16 protein-coding genes are annotated in these 14,526 nt (G+C 41.8%); 4 read left to right on the top strand and 12 right to left on the bottom strand.

All coding sequences use genetic code 11. The features are described 5' to 3' along the window. Positions 1-21: 21 nt before the first annotated feature. Positions 22-798: an amino acid ABC transporter substrate-binding protein gene (locus ACQCN2_RS05220; protein ID WP_426927837.1), complete on the bottom strand. Its 777-nt coding sequence runs from the start codon at positions 796-798 to the stop codon at positions 22-24. Between the two features lie 222 nt (positions 799-1,020). Here ACQCN2_RS05220 and ACQCN2_RS05215 point away from each other — a divergent pair, with 222 nt between their 5' ends. Both ACQCN2_RS05215 and ACQCN2_RS05210 read left to right on the top strand, forming a co-directional pair. Further along, the gene (locus ACQCN2_RS05215; protein WP_426927836.1) at positions 1,021-1,569 is read left to right on the top strand and encodes an MOSC domain-containing protein; all 549 of its coding nucleotides are present in this window, start codon (positions 1,021-1,023) and stop codon (positions 1,567-1,569) included. A 123-nt stretch (positions 1,570-1,692) separates the two neighbouring features. After that, positions 1,693-2,262, top strand: coding sequence for an adaptor protein MecA (locus ACQCN2_RS05210; protein ID WP_426928174.1), 570 nt, complete (start codon positions 1,693-1,695; stop codon positions 2,260-2,262). Between the two features lie 152 nt (positions 2,263-2,414). Here the strand turns inward: ACQCN2_RS05210 and ACQCN2_RS05205 are convergent, their stop codons facing one another. From ACQCN2_RS05205 to ACQCN2_RS05195, 3 genes are all read right to left on the bottom strand, one after another. Further along, on the bottom strand, positions 2,415-2,981 hold the full coding sequence (locus tag ACQCN2_RS05205) for a GNAT family N-acetyltransferase (protein WP_426927835.1): 567 nt from the start codon (positions 2,979-2,981) through the stop codon (positions 2,415-2,417). Positions 2,982-3,578: 597 nt separating this feature from the next. Next, on the bottom strand, positions 3,579-4,664 hold the full coding sequence (locus ACQCN2_RS05200; RefSeq protein WP_426927834.1) for a GRAS family protein: 1,086 nt from the start codon (positions 4,662-4,664) through the stop codon (positions 3,579-3,581). 338 nt (positions 4,665-5,002) lie between these two features. Next, positions 5,003-5,977, bottom strand: a complete 975-nt coding sequence (locus ACQCN2_RS05195) for a quinone oxidoreductase family protein (RefSeq protein ID WP_426927833.1) — start codon at positions 5,975-5,977, stop codon at positions 5,003-5,005. 190 nt (positions 5,978-6,167) lie between these two features. On the opposite strand from ACQCN2_RS05195, the gene ACQCN2_RS05190 reads away from it, so the two are divergent. After that, positions 6,168-7,082: a class I SAM-dependent methyltransferase gene (locus ACQCN2_RS05190; RefSeq protein WP_426927832.1), complete on the top strand. Its 915-nt coding sequence runs from the start codon at positions 6,168-6,170 to the stop codon at positions 7,080-7,082. Positions 7,083-7,110: 28 nt separating this feature from the next. On the opposite strand, the gene ACQCN2_RS05185 is transcribed toward ACQCN2_RS05190, so the two are convergent. After that, complete coding sequence (locus ACQCN2_RS05185) at positions 7,111-7,710, bottom strand: GNAT family N-acetyltransferase (protein ID WP_426927831.1); 600 nt, start codon at positions 7,708-7,710, stop codon at positions 7,111-7,113. 136 nt (positions 7,711-7,846) lie between these two features. Here ACQCN2_RS05185 and ACQCN2_RS05180 point away from each other — a divergent pair, with 136 nt between their 5' ends. Further along, entirely contained in the window at positions 7,847-9,400 is a 1,554-nt protein-coding gene (locus ACQCN2_RS05180; protein ID WP_426927830.1) for an alkaline phosphatase family protein, read from the top strand. A gap of 50 nt (positions 9,401-9,450) precedes the next feature. Here ACQCN2_RS05180 and ACQCN2_RS05175 read toward each other — a convergent pair whose 3' ends face one another. From ACQCN2_RS05175 to ACQCN2_RS05145, 7 genes are all read right to left on the bottom strand, one after another. Beyond that, the gene (locus tag ACQCN2_RS05175) at positions 9,451-10,086 is read right to left on the bottom strand and encodes a nitroreductase family protein (RefSeq protein WP_426927829.1); all 636 of its coding nucleotides are present in this window, start codon (positions 10,084-10,086) and stop codon (positions 9,451-9,453) included. Positions 10,087-10,119: 33 nt separating this feature from the next. After that, positions 10,120-10,569 carry a MarR family winged helix-turn-helix transcriptional regulator gene (locus ACQCN2_RS05170; protein ID WP_426927828.1) on the bottom strand — a complete coding sequence of 150 codons (450 nt, stop codon included), beginning with the start codon at positions 10,567-10,569 and terminating at the stop codon, positions 10,120-10,122. A gap of 315 nt (positions 10,570-10,884) precedes the next feature. Beyond that, complete coding sequence (locus ACQCN2_RS05165) at positions 10,885-11,265, bottom strand: VOC family protein (protein ID WP_426927827.1); 381 nt, start codon at positions 11,263-11,265, stop codon at positions 10,885-10,887. Between the two features lie 15 nt (positions 11,266-11,280). Further along, a complete protein-coding gene (locus ACQCN2_RS05160) occupies positions 11,281-11,961 on the bottom strand; it encodes a metal-dependent hydrolase (protein ID WP_426927826.1) in 681 nt (226 codons plus the stop codon). Between the two features lie 139 nt (positions 11,962-12,100). Beyond that, a complete protein-coding gene (locus ACQCN2_RS05155; RefSeq protein WP_426927825.1) occupies positions 12,101-12,853 on the bottom strand; it encodes a hypothetical protein in 753 nt (250 codons plus the stop codon). A gap of 66 nt (positions 12,854-12,919) precedes the next feature. Beyond that, positions 12,920-13,396, bottom strand: a complete 477-nt coding sequence (ybaK, locus tag ACQCN2_RS05150; RefSeq protein WP_426927824.1) for a Cys-tRNA(Pro) deacylase — start codon at positions 13,394-13,396, stop codon at positions 12,920-12,922. A 40-nt stretch (positions 13,397-13,436) separates the two neighbouring features. Continuing rightward, entirely contained in the window at positions 13,437-14,303 is an 867-nt protein-coding gene (locus ACQCN2_RS05145; RefSeq protein ID WP_426927823.1) for a GNAT family N-acetyltransferase, read from the bottom strand. Positions 14,304-14,526 lie beyond the last annotated feature (223 nt).

The following is a 14,526-nucleotide window of genomic DNA, read 5'->3' as shown; positions in this document are numbered from 1 at the left end:
ATTATGAAATCGGATTCGTTCTTACTTTAAGATTTTATCTTGGCCAAACCATTTTTCTGAGATTTTAGTGGCTGTTCCATCTTTGTTAATCTCGTCGAGCGCTTTTTGTAGGTCATTCAATAAAGCTTCATTCCCCTTCTTCACACCAATTCCGTATTCTTCTGGCGCAAGGGAACCATCAAGGACCTTATAGACATTTTTCTCTTTATTCATATAGTAATCCGCAACAACTTGGTCAATCACTACCGCATCGATACGTCCAATTTTCAAATCACTTAAAGCCAATACGTTGTCCTTGTATTCCGTAATGTTTTTGATTTTGGATTTGATTTCATTCGCGTTCAACGCGTCAGCTGCGGAAGACAGCGATTGCAGACCAACCACTTTACCTTCCAGATCGCTCATTTGGTTCATAGTAGAATTGGCCAACGTCACTACAACTTGTTCATTTTTTAGATAAGGCTTGGTAAAGAGTACTTTTTGTTTTCTTTCATCGGTAATCGTATAGCCGTTCCAAATCAAGTCAATGCGACCACTGTTCAATTCCGATTCTTTTGTACTCCAATCAATCGGTTGAAATACTGCTTTTCTTCCCATTTTTTCGGCTGCCACTTTGGCGTAGTCAATATCAAATCCAACAAGTTCGTTCTTCTCGTCTCTAAATCCCATCGGAGCAAACTTATCATCGATCCCTATGATTAAGTCTTTGCTTGAAGAACTTGTCGTAGAGCTTCCACATGCAGTCAACATCGATAGAATAATACCAATTAATAGAATGAATCCCGCGAATCTTTTCATGATGGTCCTCCCCGAACAACATAGTTTATCTTATTAAAGTGGTAAACTGGTAACTTGGTAATATGTTAGCATAAAGAATTGAAAGAGTCGATAGTTTTTAGAAGATTTCTTTTGATCAACAAACGATTTTGTTAATGTAAACAGATGGTTGCTACTTCAGTTCCTTTCTTATATTATTTGAATTGTCTGAAGTATTTATTCTTTGGGTAAAAGGAGGGAAACTTGATGAGTAAATTTGTCGCCCAGGTAAAGGGTGTTTTTATTGCGGACGATCCGGAAACGTTTGTTACCCGTCCCTTAGGTCAAATTGATGTTGAATTAGGTGGAATCCCTGATGATCGTCATTTTGGATTGCTTAGACCCGCGGATTCACGTCAAAAAATATATAAACGTGGCATCATGATCGCCAATAGAAGGCAAATCAGTATCGTCTCACTAGAGGAATGTGAACAGATTGCTGCCAACTTAGGACTTCCTGAAATCCGCCCTGAATGGCTCGGTGCGAATCTCTTGATCAGTGGATTTCCGCAATTGACCTCTCTTAGCCAAGGGGCACGATTGCTTTTTCCAAACGGCACTGGTTTGATATCAGAAGGTGAAAATCTCCCGTGTGTAGGTCCGGGAAACGTTATTTCATCTATTTACGAGCAACCAGAATTGGTCAAAAAATTCGTACCTGCAGCGAGAAAACTTCGAGGCATCGTCTGCTCTGTTGAACGTGAAGGGATCATAACTTGTGACGACAGTATTAACATTTATCTTCCCGAATGAACCTTCCTTTAACCTCCTATTGTCTAAGAAGCTGAAAAAGCGTATATTTAAATGCTACCCCTATCCAGTTATCAATTTATCCTAGGGGTAGCAGTCACATTAAAGGAGGGATTGGCAGTGAAGATGGAGATTGTCGATAATCAGACGATTACGATTTATATCAGTGAGGCGGAGCTTTCCACTCGAGGGTTTGATATTCATAACCACGAATCCAATCTAACAATGATTAACCATTTTGTGGATGAGGCGTTACTTTTTGCAGAGTCTACTCATGACTTCCCAGCATTGGACATGCCATCCCGTACAGATGTTGCTTACGTGCCCTCACAGGGTCTCTATATAACGATCAAATTAACGGAAGAAAAAGAAACGACAGAGATCAGACGGGAAAGTCATTTGATCCGAACAGGCCTTTCCTTTGCCTTCCGAGACTTTGAAGACCTCACATTGTGCGCCGCGAAACTGCCCGAACGTCTGCAGCAAGTGGGCAAGCTTTATGTATACAACGGAACATATACACTGCTTGTAACGGGAACGGAGTTTACTTCAATGGAAGATTATCTTAATGCTTGCGCTATTATCGAAGACTATGCCCAACAGATCGATGTGACGGTTGAAATGGTCGAAACCTACGGTAAAGTGATAATGGAGAAGGATGCCTTCCGTGAGATTAAGCGTCTCTTCCCATGTTAACCAAAACATGATTAATTGGACTTAAACTCGCATTGGACAGAAAATAGTGTAAAAAACAGCGGCTGACTAGGAAAAGCAAAAAAGTCCTAGACTGCCGCTGCTTTGTCTTATAGTATTCAACTATCGATCCCCTTAACTTCATACTTTACCTCTTATTTATATTCACTTTTTAGAATACTATAAATCTCTAAATCAACAATTCCTTTGCCTGACCATAAAGTTGCTTGTCTTAATGTGCCTTCTTTTATAAACCCGTTGTTTAGCAGGACCTTCTTGGATACTTCGTTTGAAGGCATTACTTCAGCTTGAATTCGGTTCACGTTGACATGGTCAAACAGAAATCCAATTAATGCTTTGACCGCGCTTGTCGCAATCCCTTTTCCCCAATACGATTCTGCCAAAAAGTAACCGATTGTCACTATGTCTACTTTTTGATTAAAATCAAGCGCTTCAATAATACCAACCAGTTTATCGTCTCCGATCTTGCTAAATATCCCCCATTTAATCCTTGATTTTTTATTATAATCCCTCTCAAAATGGCCAATCATTGATTTGACAGTCTCTTTATTATGTTTGGGGATGATTCCACAATAGGTGAACACGTTATCATTATTATAAATGTCAAATACTTCATCGAGGTGTGTACCTTCAATTTTTTTCAGGACTAGATTTTCAAATTCTATTGTAGGAAACTGTTCAAAAACAACATTAATATCCATGAATACACAATCCTTTCTACTTCTGTCTTCGACTTTTATTCGTTCCTTGTATTCGTTCAACATGATTTTTTCGAGCAATTGGGTCGATAATATTCTCTCGGGTTAAAGTGTTGTAAATCTGATCGATTTGCTCCTGTGTAAATCGTGGTTGTTGTGTCGTCTCTTTGATTCTATTGATTTTTCTATGTATGAACTCCGTTAGTTCCACATCATATACGATTAAGTTATTAGAACCAATCTTACGAAGTTCAGGATCCACGCTAAATGTGCAACGCCTCGTAAATGAAACTAGAGAAACGATACCGTGAGATGTCTATATTCTTTAGGCATTTGGTCTAATTGAATGTTAACTTTGTATTCACCTAACTCCCCTTTTCTAATGGACTTTTTGTTTTGTAATTCTTTACGGATCACTTTTTTGTTCGTCTTTTCTTCTGTTTTGTTATCTCGTTGAAATAGTTTGATCAACTTCGATATCATCTTGGTATTCCTTTGGTATTCAATCAATATATTTAGAATAATGTAACGAATAGATTCCAACAATAGGTTATTATACAATAAAATCCATTTGCAAAAATAAAAGCCCGATAAGAAGTCTTATCGAGCCATACTGAGGATTGCTACTATTGTTTCTCCTTTATAGTTTAATCCGATATACCCACTCTTCTCACTGCATTCCACCAAATGATCATGAAACACGTCTCTAGAAGATAATTCATTGCATGGTGTAAACCCCGCTTCGGTGCAGCGTTGTAGCCATGATTCTGCAGTTTCGTGTTTTTCCGTTCGAAACTCTTCAGGATTTCCGAGTATGTCTTCTATTTCTCGAGAAAAAAACAATTTTAGGCTGAACTTTTCTTCCTTCGTCAAACTTAACTCGTTGATTAATTGGAATAACAGTGAGAAATGATGCCAACAGTTAAGGAATCGCTCATGCAAATCGGAAGTATAGTGATTCGAATACGGTTCACATAAGACGAATTTGTTAGGACTTAAACTGTGGATTTTCCGAATCATTTGCGTTCTAGTGTCTACCTCCCCGACTCTGTCACGAATATGGTGTAGGGCAAATGCCGCGTTAACAAATAATGGGTCTTCCCTTTGTGCAATTACCTGCCAATTTTCCTCAGGTAAATCCTCTATAGTAGATACAAAAGGATAAAAGATTACTTCGATGTTCATACGCCTTGCAGCATCTTCTATTACCTGTTGCGCTTTCTCTATGCTTTCTTTAGAAGGCTCTATTGCGTATATTGTGATTTTCTTAGGAAGTTGATTACGCTGCTGTAATTCTTCCAACAAAGCTATTTCCTGGCGACCAGTTCCGATCCCAATATTGCACAAAGCAATCGATTCTTTCCCCTCAATCGATTGAGCGAGCAATTGATTTGAAATTTGACTAGCTGCGCGAATGATAGGCATGCTGTTTGCCAACAAATTAAATAGATGTATTTGGGGGATTTCAAAGCTTTGTAGGTATAAATTGATTTTTTTGGTCATCCCTGTATCGATACGTTTCATCAGTGATTTTGCAAATAAATATATCAAAATATCATTAGCGTCTTCCTTAATATTGATTTCTCGCTTAATTATGTTTTTTAACAATTGATGAGCCCGGTATTCCTCGCCCTTTGCTAACGCTTTGACACTATTGTAAAGAATTTGGTACTCCTCACTGCTCATTTTACCCTCCAAATTTTAACATGATCTGAGTGATTCTTTGATAGACGTCAGGATATTACATGATTAGTTATATTCCAGTTAATTATAAAAGTGATTAAACTATGCGTTTGATTCAGGCACGAACCTTAGTTTAGATAATCGTTGAATGATTGTGTATCGGGTAATTTACGTATTTTAATTGTGGCCAGAGCATGATGAATAAAAGCATTTGCACAGAAAAAAGCCCGATAATCGCTCTTATCGGGTAACAAATGAAGAATAGGGTTTTACCATTTTACGGAAACCAAACCATTCTTTACAGGGTAAAATTAGGTAGTTGTTTGAGTAAGGGAGAGGTTTTACTTCACGTCCAACAAGATCTTACCGATGCTTTGTCTGCTTTCCAACCATTCATGTGCTTGAGCTGCTTCTTCCAGGCGAAAACGCTTGCCAATCTTGATCTGGAGTTTGCCTTCCGCGATTAAAGGCAACACCTTGTCTGCGGTATTTTGCAACAGATTCGGACGTTGGCTCCGAGTCGTGCCAAAACTAAATCCTAATACAGAACGGCAGCTCGCATGTAGATCGATTGTTTTAAAATGCCCTACCTCTCCACTTGAATTCCCGAAGTTGACCAGACGTCCGTATGGAGCTAGACAATCCATGCTTTTTTCGGCTACTTTGCCGGCGATGGAATCCAGAATAACATTAGCTCCCTGACCATTCGTCAATTCAAGGACCTTTTCCGCAAAATCCTTTTGTTCATGAGAGATGACGTGGTCTGCCCCTGCCTCTCGTGCAATTTTCACTTTACTCTCACTTCCCACTGTCCCGATCACCATACCCGCTCCTAACCATTTGGCTAGCTGGATCGCGGTTGTTCCGACTCCACCAGCCGCTGCATGGATCAAAACTGTTTCTCCTTGTTCCATTCTGGCAATGTCCGCAAGAAGTTTATAGGCTGTAAAGGATACAATTGGGCACGCTGCCGCGGTATCCCAATCCATGCAATCTGGAATTGGGAAGGTTAGATTTTCGTTTGCAACCGCATATTCCGCGTAGGACCCGCTTGCGGGAAAAGCAATGACCCGCTGGCCCATCTTCAGATGTCGAACATCGGTGCCCACACGTTCAATAACACCGGTTACGTCTAAGCCTGGTATGAACGGGAGCTTCCCGCCCTTTTTTCCACCCCGTGATTTAATATCGGCAAAGTTTACACTTGTTTTCTCCACTCGTATGAACACCTGATCAGTCTTCATCGTTGGTAAATCGACATCCGTCAACTTCAAAACCTCTGGTCCGCCTAATTCCGTTACAAGTATTGCTTTCAATTGATCTCCCTCCCATTCACAATTCCATCATTTTATAAAAAGTGAAGAAGAATGCGCTTGAATTCACATTGACAAATAATTATTTTTATGGTATGATTATTTATTTATGTATTTTCATCTTCCTTGATCGTGTGTTATAACTAGTAAGTGGCAAGAGAGTCCACTGTTCATTCCCTAAGGAGGTTGTAGCATGTACAAGAATAAAGCGAGTATTACTGCCTTAATTTCTGCCTTTGGGCGTGCCTACCACGCCCGGAATGTTTCTCCGATAATTTTTGACGACTACCTGGCTTCTCAGATGCTGACAGAGGAAGAATTCATGAACTTGGGTAAAAATCTGGCTAGAGCGCTTCCGTTCTTTGCTCCCGAAGAAGTTGATCATTGTCCTGACGAGCAATCGGCTTTAGCGGTTGTGATGAGGGTTCAAAGTACACCGATTACAGTGAGCCGCGCCCGCTATACGGAAGATTCTCTTGAAGCTCTAGTGGATCAAGGTGTACAGCAATATGTAATCCTTGGCGCTGGCTTGGATACATTTGCGTTTCGCGAGCCAGAATTATGCTCAAGACTCCAAGTGTTTGAAGTCGATCATCCCGCAACTCAGGAATTGAAACGTCGTCGTCTAGAAGATTTAGGCTGGCAACTTCCCCAGAACCTTCATTTCGTCCCAGTGGATTTCAATCAACAAAGCCTTATCTCCGCTCTCGAACAGTCTTCCTTCGATCCAAGTTTACCTAGCTTCTTTAGTTGGTTGGGGGTTACATATTATCTCCACCGTGATGTGGTATTGGATACGTTGCGTTCAATAGCGAATTTTGTCCCCTCAGGAAGCTCTATCATTTTTGATTACTTGGATGCTCACGCTTTTATTCCAGAACGAACAGCGATTCGGGTTAAAAGGATGCAAAATGCGGTACAGATGTCTGGTGAACCCATGATCACTGGTTTGGATCCGACTAATCTTGCTGCTGAGCTAGCCATCGTCGGACTACGTCTTGAAGAGAACCTGTCCCCCGCTGATATCCAAGAACGATACTTTAAGAACCGAACAGATGGTTATACCGCTTTTGAACATGTGCATTTTGCCCGGGCAGTTGTTAAATAGGGTTAAAAGACCCTGATCAAAGGACGGTTTATCCAATGTAGTTCATGCACCACAAACCGATTTCTTGAAACCCGATTCTACGATAAATGGATCCAGCCGCAGGGTTATCGTATAACAAACAGAGTAACTTCCCTTCATTTAATAGTTCATCGCATAGTTGCCTTACGCATTGAGTAGCAAGGCCCCTTCTTCTTGCTTTGGGATGCGTACAGACACCAACTACCATTGCCGAAAAAGAATTCTCTGCAGTTGTAGAAGCACTGGCTAGAACTTCTCCCGCTTCTTCAAAAAAATATGCATTGCCGGTTCCGGATCGAAGCGTTTGTCGAAAGCTTTCGCGAGCGGTTTTGCCTAGCTCGAACTCTTCAATTTGTTCTTTCAGATCATAAAGCGGATCGCAGTCTGCGACAGTTGCTTTGCGGAAATTCCCGCATTTGCTTGAATCTTCTTTATTTGCAGAGCACGATGAATTCGTAAACTCCAGATTAGTAGGATCGAACGAATCAGATAGACTGGTCAATTCTGCAAAATAAAGTTTTTTGCGTTTGGTGATAGGTAAATAAAGATCAAAACGCTTTACAATTTCTTGCTTCCCAGAAATCATTTCTGCCTGTTTATCCTGAAGCACAATGGAAGCGAATCCCCTCCATTCTTTACCATCTTAACGCGATTACCCGCTTCTGGAAAGAACCCGCAACAGAAAAGTGGTTAGTCGAGGTAATCCTGGGAACACTATGTAAAAATTCAGAGGGGCTTTCGGAAACATGCGAACTTATCCTGGCAAATTACTGCTCACTACATGTTGTCTTGTCCTGCTAGCTTGCTTGATTTGGGTTCAGTCTGGCTATTCGCATTGGCAAAACAACACTTTTCAGGTGAAAGAAACTCATGCCAAGCGTAAAGTAGTCATTCTTTTAGTGGACTCATTACTTGCGAATTCAGTTGACACACTGATCAATAAAAATGAAGTTCCCGCTCTCTCTTACCTGATGAAGAGAGGTGTGTATCAACGTGAAATGATTAGTTCTTTTCCTACTATGTCCGTCACGATAGATAGCTCTCTTCTTACGGGCGCCTATGCTGATGTTCATCATATACCGGGGTTAGTCTGGTTTCATCCATTGGAACGTCGAATGGTGAATTACGGTGACGGGGCGAGGGTGATTTGGAAGCCTGGTGTCGTTCAATGGTTTAAGGATAGTTTCTACAATCTGAATCAAGTGCACCTGTCCAAGCAGACGAGTACATTGCATGAGGACTTACGGGTGAATGGTTATACCAGCGGTTCCATTAATGGCCTGATTTTCCGGGGACCTGGCGAGCATTTTTTTGGTACGAAAGGTACTTATGCTGTAAAAGTCCATGGTTCAGACGTGTTCGCGCTGGGTTCCGTTGCTAGAGTAACTGATAATCCGCTGCCAACAAGCCCCTTCCAATCGTTAGGAGTAAACAACGAGTACACAGCCAAAAGTCTGGTAGCCTTATTAAAAGAAAATCGTCTACCGGATGTAACGCTCGCTTATTTTCCTGATTTGGATAGCGATTTACATAAAGCCGGTCCCGCTTCCCAGAGCGGAATCAAAGAACTAGATGGCCAGCTGCAACAGATTTTGGGCTCTTTTGGCAGTTGGGATCGCGCACTCGATTCCCATGTTTTCATCGTGATGGGAGATAGTGGCGTGACTGCGACGGGCAGCAGTAAAAATGATTTGATTGATTTGGAAAAAACATTTTCAGGATATCGATTGTACCGAACAGGAAAGAAACAAGCATCCGTTGACGATATGGCGATTGCGATAAATGGACGCATGTGTTATGTCTACGCTTTGTCCGATCGGGTATCGATTCCATCACTTGTGGATCGTTTGAAAACCGATTCTCGGATTGATCTGATCGCTTGGCAAGATCATGAATGGATCAAAGTCCGAAAAGATAACCGTGATTTAAGCTACAGAAGCGGACATGAAAAACGTGATGTTTTTGATCAATCGTGGGATATTAGAGGCGATTTATCAGTGCTAGATCTCCAGACACGCCCAGATGACAAACGTTTGTTCTCAACCAATTATCCAGATGGATTAAAAAGATTGCAAACTGCCTTCTCCTCCCATAAAGGACGATATCTGATTGTCACGACAAAACCAGGTTATGAATTTACAGGAGATGGCGCTCCCAATCACCTTCATGGGGGAAATCACGGCTCACTTGATGCGAGTGACTCGACTTTACCGTTTATCATAACAACCAATGGGTCTGTTCCTCCACCGCCTAGGCGTATCATTGATGTGAAGGAATACATTCTTTCGTTGATCAGATAGTAAGCAAAAACAAGAAAAACGGCCTGCTGATTCAGACCGTTTCTTGGTTATTAAAACTTCTCTTGAATGATCATTTTGTCAATTGGAAAGCGCCCTGTTGCGTGCGCGGGAGCCGCTGCTTTTCCAAGTGTCATCATCATGACTGGAGTAAATCGAGCAGGAATGTTCAATTCCGCGATAAGTTTGGTACGGTCAAAACCACCGATCGGGCAAGTGTCATATCCCTTGGCTTTGGCTGCTAACATTAACTGCATAGCCGCAAATGCCGCGTTACGGTTGGCTTCATCACGTGCTGTTTGCTGGTCCCCCTGATAAACTGCTTGTACATTTTGATTAAGTGTATCGTACGCTTGTTGTGGAATCTGCCCCGCTTCCAATGCTGGACGGTACACTTCTTCAAAGGATTTGTTTGCTTCAAGGTCACCAAGTATCACGATGACGGCGGACGCGTCAGAAACCTGTTGTTGGTTGTAAGCAATCGGAAGAAGTTGATCCTTATTGGCTTGTTCTGTTACAACGAGAAAACGCCAATGCTGCAGATTCCAAGAGGATGGAGCAGTTGCAGCCAATTCAATCATCTGATTCAATTCTGCCTCTGGAATGGTTACTCCCTTTTCATATTTGCGTACGGAGTGACGGGTGCGCATTGCGTCTTCAATTGTCATGCTTGTCTCAGTTTGAGTCATCAATCTTACTTCCTCTCATGGTGTGTATTTTACTTAAGCTCGTTGATTCGCTTGGTGGATGGTATGTAACATCTGCTTGAACTTAGCTAACAGCATCACAAATTCATCTTGTGAAACTCCCACTTGTTCAAAAATAGCCTCTGGGATGCAATACGCCTCTTGTTTCATTTCCTTCCCTTTGTCTGTAAGCTGAACCAATACTTTGCGTTCATCCATCTGTGAACGCTGACGTTTGATTAAATTGGCGGCTTCCATTCGCTTAAGCATAGGCGTAAGTGTCCCAGAGTCAAGATACAGACGTTCACCAAGCTCTTTTACCGTGCACTCCTCGGCTTCCCATAGAATCAGAAGAACAAGGTATTGTGGATAGGTAATGCCCAATTGATCCAGAAACGGACGATACAAGCTGGTAATTTCTCTGGAGCAGGCATAAATTGAAAAGCAAAGTTGGTTGTCCAGCTTAAGAGAATCCTCTCTGTTCATCTTCCTTAACATACCCCCTAGAGTATTCTCAGTTAACCATTTAATTGTGCACAATTAAATTTAGTAAATTTAATTTATCTCAACAGTATTACATTGTCAAGAATAAATTCTTCATGATGGAGGAGCTCACGTTAGTATTCATCCTCTACTTGGGATTTAAACCGTTCCCCGAGGTAATAAGCCGTTGATCCTGAGTAGAAGCTTCTGTATTCAAAAAAGGGTGCCAGCAATTCGGCACCCTCGGTTCTTTTGAAATCTGTTCTCTATTCGGTCTGAAAAGATGCAGCTATTCCTGGTTGATCCTTCAAGCGTCCTTTATAAATAATTCGAAATCTCAATCAAATTCTGATCCAGATCACGCAAATACACGGATTCAATTGGGCCCAAAGCACCCGTACGCTTCACAGGCCCTTCTTCAATGGGGATACCGTATTCCGTAATTTGCTCGATGACTTCCAACAACGGTGTTTCGGTGATGAAGCAGAGATCAGCTGATCCTGGTGTAGGTTGATTGGCTTTGGGTTCGAATTCTTTCCCTTTCTCGTGTAAATTAATCTTCTGCTCACCAAAGTGCAAGGCTCTTCTTCCGCTTCCAAACGTAATGATTTCCATCCCCAGCAATTCGCAATAAAAACGGCAAGTAGCGTCTATATCAGCTACAGTCAGAACAAAATGATCCAATCGGGTAATTTTCACGTTTGTTCCTCCTGTTTAAATTCGAGCTTGTTGCCCAGGATTCAAGACTACTCCTTTGATCCCCTTCTCTTGCAACTGTTGTATAAAATGCTCTGGATTCTGTTGAATTGGCGGGAAGGTATTGTAATGAATAGGGATGACGATTTCTGGCTGAATCCACTCTGCCGCTGTTGCCGCATCCTCTGGGCCCATAGTAAAAACGTCCCCGATCGGAAGAAAAGCTACTTGAATTCCCTGCTTCGCCAACAAATGCATGTCGGAGAAAAGGCTTGTATCGCCCGCATGATATACCGTTTGATCCTCCATATCTACGATTAAACCAGCCGGAAGTCCTCCATACAAAAACTCTCCGTCCACTTCAATGGAAGAACTGTGGAACGCCTGTGTAAACTTGACCTTCCCAAAAGGAAACGAAGCGGCTCCGCCAATATTCATTGGAAAAACTTTGGCTCCTTGTTTCGCAAAGTAAAGGGCAAGTTCAAAATTAGCGATAATCGTGGCATCGTTGTTCAAGGCAATCTGCAGCGCATCGGAAATATGATCGGAATGTGCGTGAGTTAACAGAATGTATTCCACCTTGATTTCATTTGCCTTGGTTGTAGCCAGAGGATTCCCGTCCAAAAAAGGATCAATGATAATGGAGTGCATCTCTGTATGTAATTGAACACAGGAATGACCGTGAAAAGTAATTTTCATCGTGCATGACCTCCACTCAAAAATTAAGTAGTTCTTAAATTGTATACATTATTTATATTGTACGAACTTAATATTAGTCCGTTCCTTCCATTTGTCAATCATATCCATTTATACCAACTGTAAAACAGCACGCTAACCCTCATTTGGTAAGTGAAGGAAAGCCAGCTCGACTCCAAAGCCACAGGGGAGTATGGACATCAATAGGTGCCAAACCGCTTCCTTTCAACACGTTTTCCCAAGCATTCGACACTACCTGCCGGTCCTTCTCCGTTCCATTTAATACCTCTTCAGAACAAATTCCCAATTTAACGGTAGCCTTCAAGATGTGCGTATCAGGAGCGATAGTAATAAGCTCACGCGATTTCCAGCGGATTCCGATATACGTCTCCATGACATACAACCAATAATTGAAGATTTTCGGGCCCGCAAGATATGGAAAATCTGACTTCCGTTCGGTCTGAATGATGCTCTTCAATGCCGCAATGTCGTATTGAACAGATTCAAATAATCCCATCACATCACCACTAGGAGATGACTGTAATATCCCTTTTGAGACTCTTTGCCAGATTTCTGGATGACGATTGGGTTGTAATGCAACACGGTAGCTGATCAGCACATTACGCAATTCGTCCAGGTTGGTTTCTGCTACAGCACGGGGTCGAAAAATCCATCGGGCATTCGGATCCTGATAAGCCTCAACAATTGCCTTCCAGAGTGAGTATGAATTACGTTGGTAATTTAATGACATCCCAAGGGTCAACACGTTCGGCAATTCCTGATCCGGGACGATTCCTATAAGGACATCCTCCGGCATTACCTCACCGCCAAGTTGACCATCCGAATGCATTTGTACGAGTAGCTTGATATTGGCTAAAACTGAATTTTTGTTCATTTCCCCTCCACGCTGGCACAGTCCTATAAATTACGTTTCCAGAACAAATGTTCGAATCACTTCCTTTTACTTCACGACATCTGCAAATTTGGCTTTAGTTGCATTCACCAAATTCTCCACTTGCAATTCCATTTGCACGCCGATACTTCCTCCGCTTACGATGATGGTTTCAAGTGACTGGGCTTGGTCATCAATAATCGTCGGGAATAGTTTTTTCATCCCGATTGGCGAACATCCCCCGCGAATATATCCCGACACGTTCAATATATCTTTCACCGAAATCATTTCGATTTTCTTCTCTCCAACTGCTTTTGCGGCTTTCTTCAAATCCAGTTCAGCCGCTACCGGAATCACAAAAACATAATAAGACTTGCTAGTGCTTTGAGAAATAAGGGTTTTATATACGATCTCTTCTTCTCGTCCAATTTTGTGCGCAACGGATACTCCATCGATCTTTCCGTCATCCGCGCTGTATGTTAACATCGTATAAGCGATTTTTTCCTTGTCCAAAATTCGCATCGCATTTGTTTTACTTTGCTTCATCGTTTGCTCCTTTTTTACGCGCTTCGCTGACGCAGTTTTATTAACCAAAGATTTGGGCAGCAATTCCATAAAGGGTATCGTTTCGATCAGGCAGGGTAGTAGAATTCCTGATCATTACTGGTGGATGGTTCACTTTTTTGAATCCCCGCTTCTCCAGGGACGGAAATATTGCCTCTTTGCCGTATGGTACGTCTATTCTAACACTCCCGCGGTAGCCTTTCATCAAGTGGTCGATCATGAGTATCGCCAATTCATCATGAACGGCTACAATTGGCCCAAGCACCAAATGGATGGGGCCTTCTATACCTAAACCAAATCCAACAACATCACCTTGATGATTGAGGACGACAACTCCCTGTTTAGCTTGTTGGATTCTTGACTTCAATAAGGTTGTTCTGTCCGCTCCCATTGCAGCTCGATCCAACTCTAGAACGTGTGAAAAATACTGGTTAGTTAAAGGCACTATTTGATATTGGTTGAGATCATGGGCTGTATCGAATGGACTCATGTGAGAGCAAATAAACTTATGCACAGTCGAAACAGGATGAAATCCTAACTTTTCATAAAGAGGCTGTCCGTCTGCAGTCGCAATCAGCATAATGGTTGTGTCAGAAGGAACCGATTGAATACAAGCAGTCGTTAATTCTTTCCCCAATCGATAACCTCTGTAGTTTTCATGGACAATGACCATTCCAATCGACGCCAATTCACTCTCATATGGGATAATGGCCGCACTAGAAATGACCACTCCTCCTTCATTCTTATGACCATATACCGTACCTGCCGAGAGAATCGTTTTTATTTCTTGTTCATCATAATCCCAACCTACTGATGCTGAAAGGTTAACAAGACCGGCTATATCTTCTTTATTTAACTGCTCCATTGTGTATCTCGTTTCGTTGCGCATGTTCTACAACTCCTCAATTTTGTCAGAGAGTCGACTCTTCCATATGGAAAAGCACTTCAATCTTCAGAACAAACGTTCTCTTATTATACACCATCATTTACCAAATAAAAATAAGGACATTATATTTTTGGAACGTGACCATTCTGAAAAATGAAAAACCGTCACGTTATAGAAGTGACGGTTTTGGAAGTGATGGTTTCATAACTTGATGATTATGTTATGA

The organism is Brevibacillus ginsengisoli (assembly GCF_050113715.1).
Classification (GTDB): Bacteria; Bacillota; Bacilli; order Brevibacillales; family Brevibacillaceae; genus Brevibacillus_H; species Brevibacillus_H ginsengisoli.
This window is presented reverse-complemented; position numbering and strand designations above follow the sequence as displayed.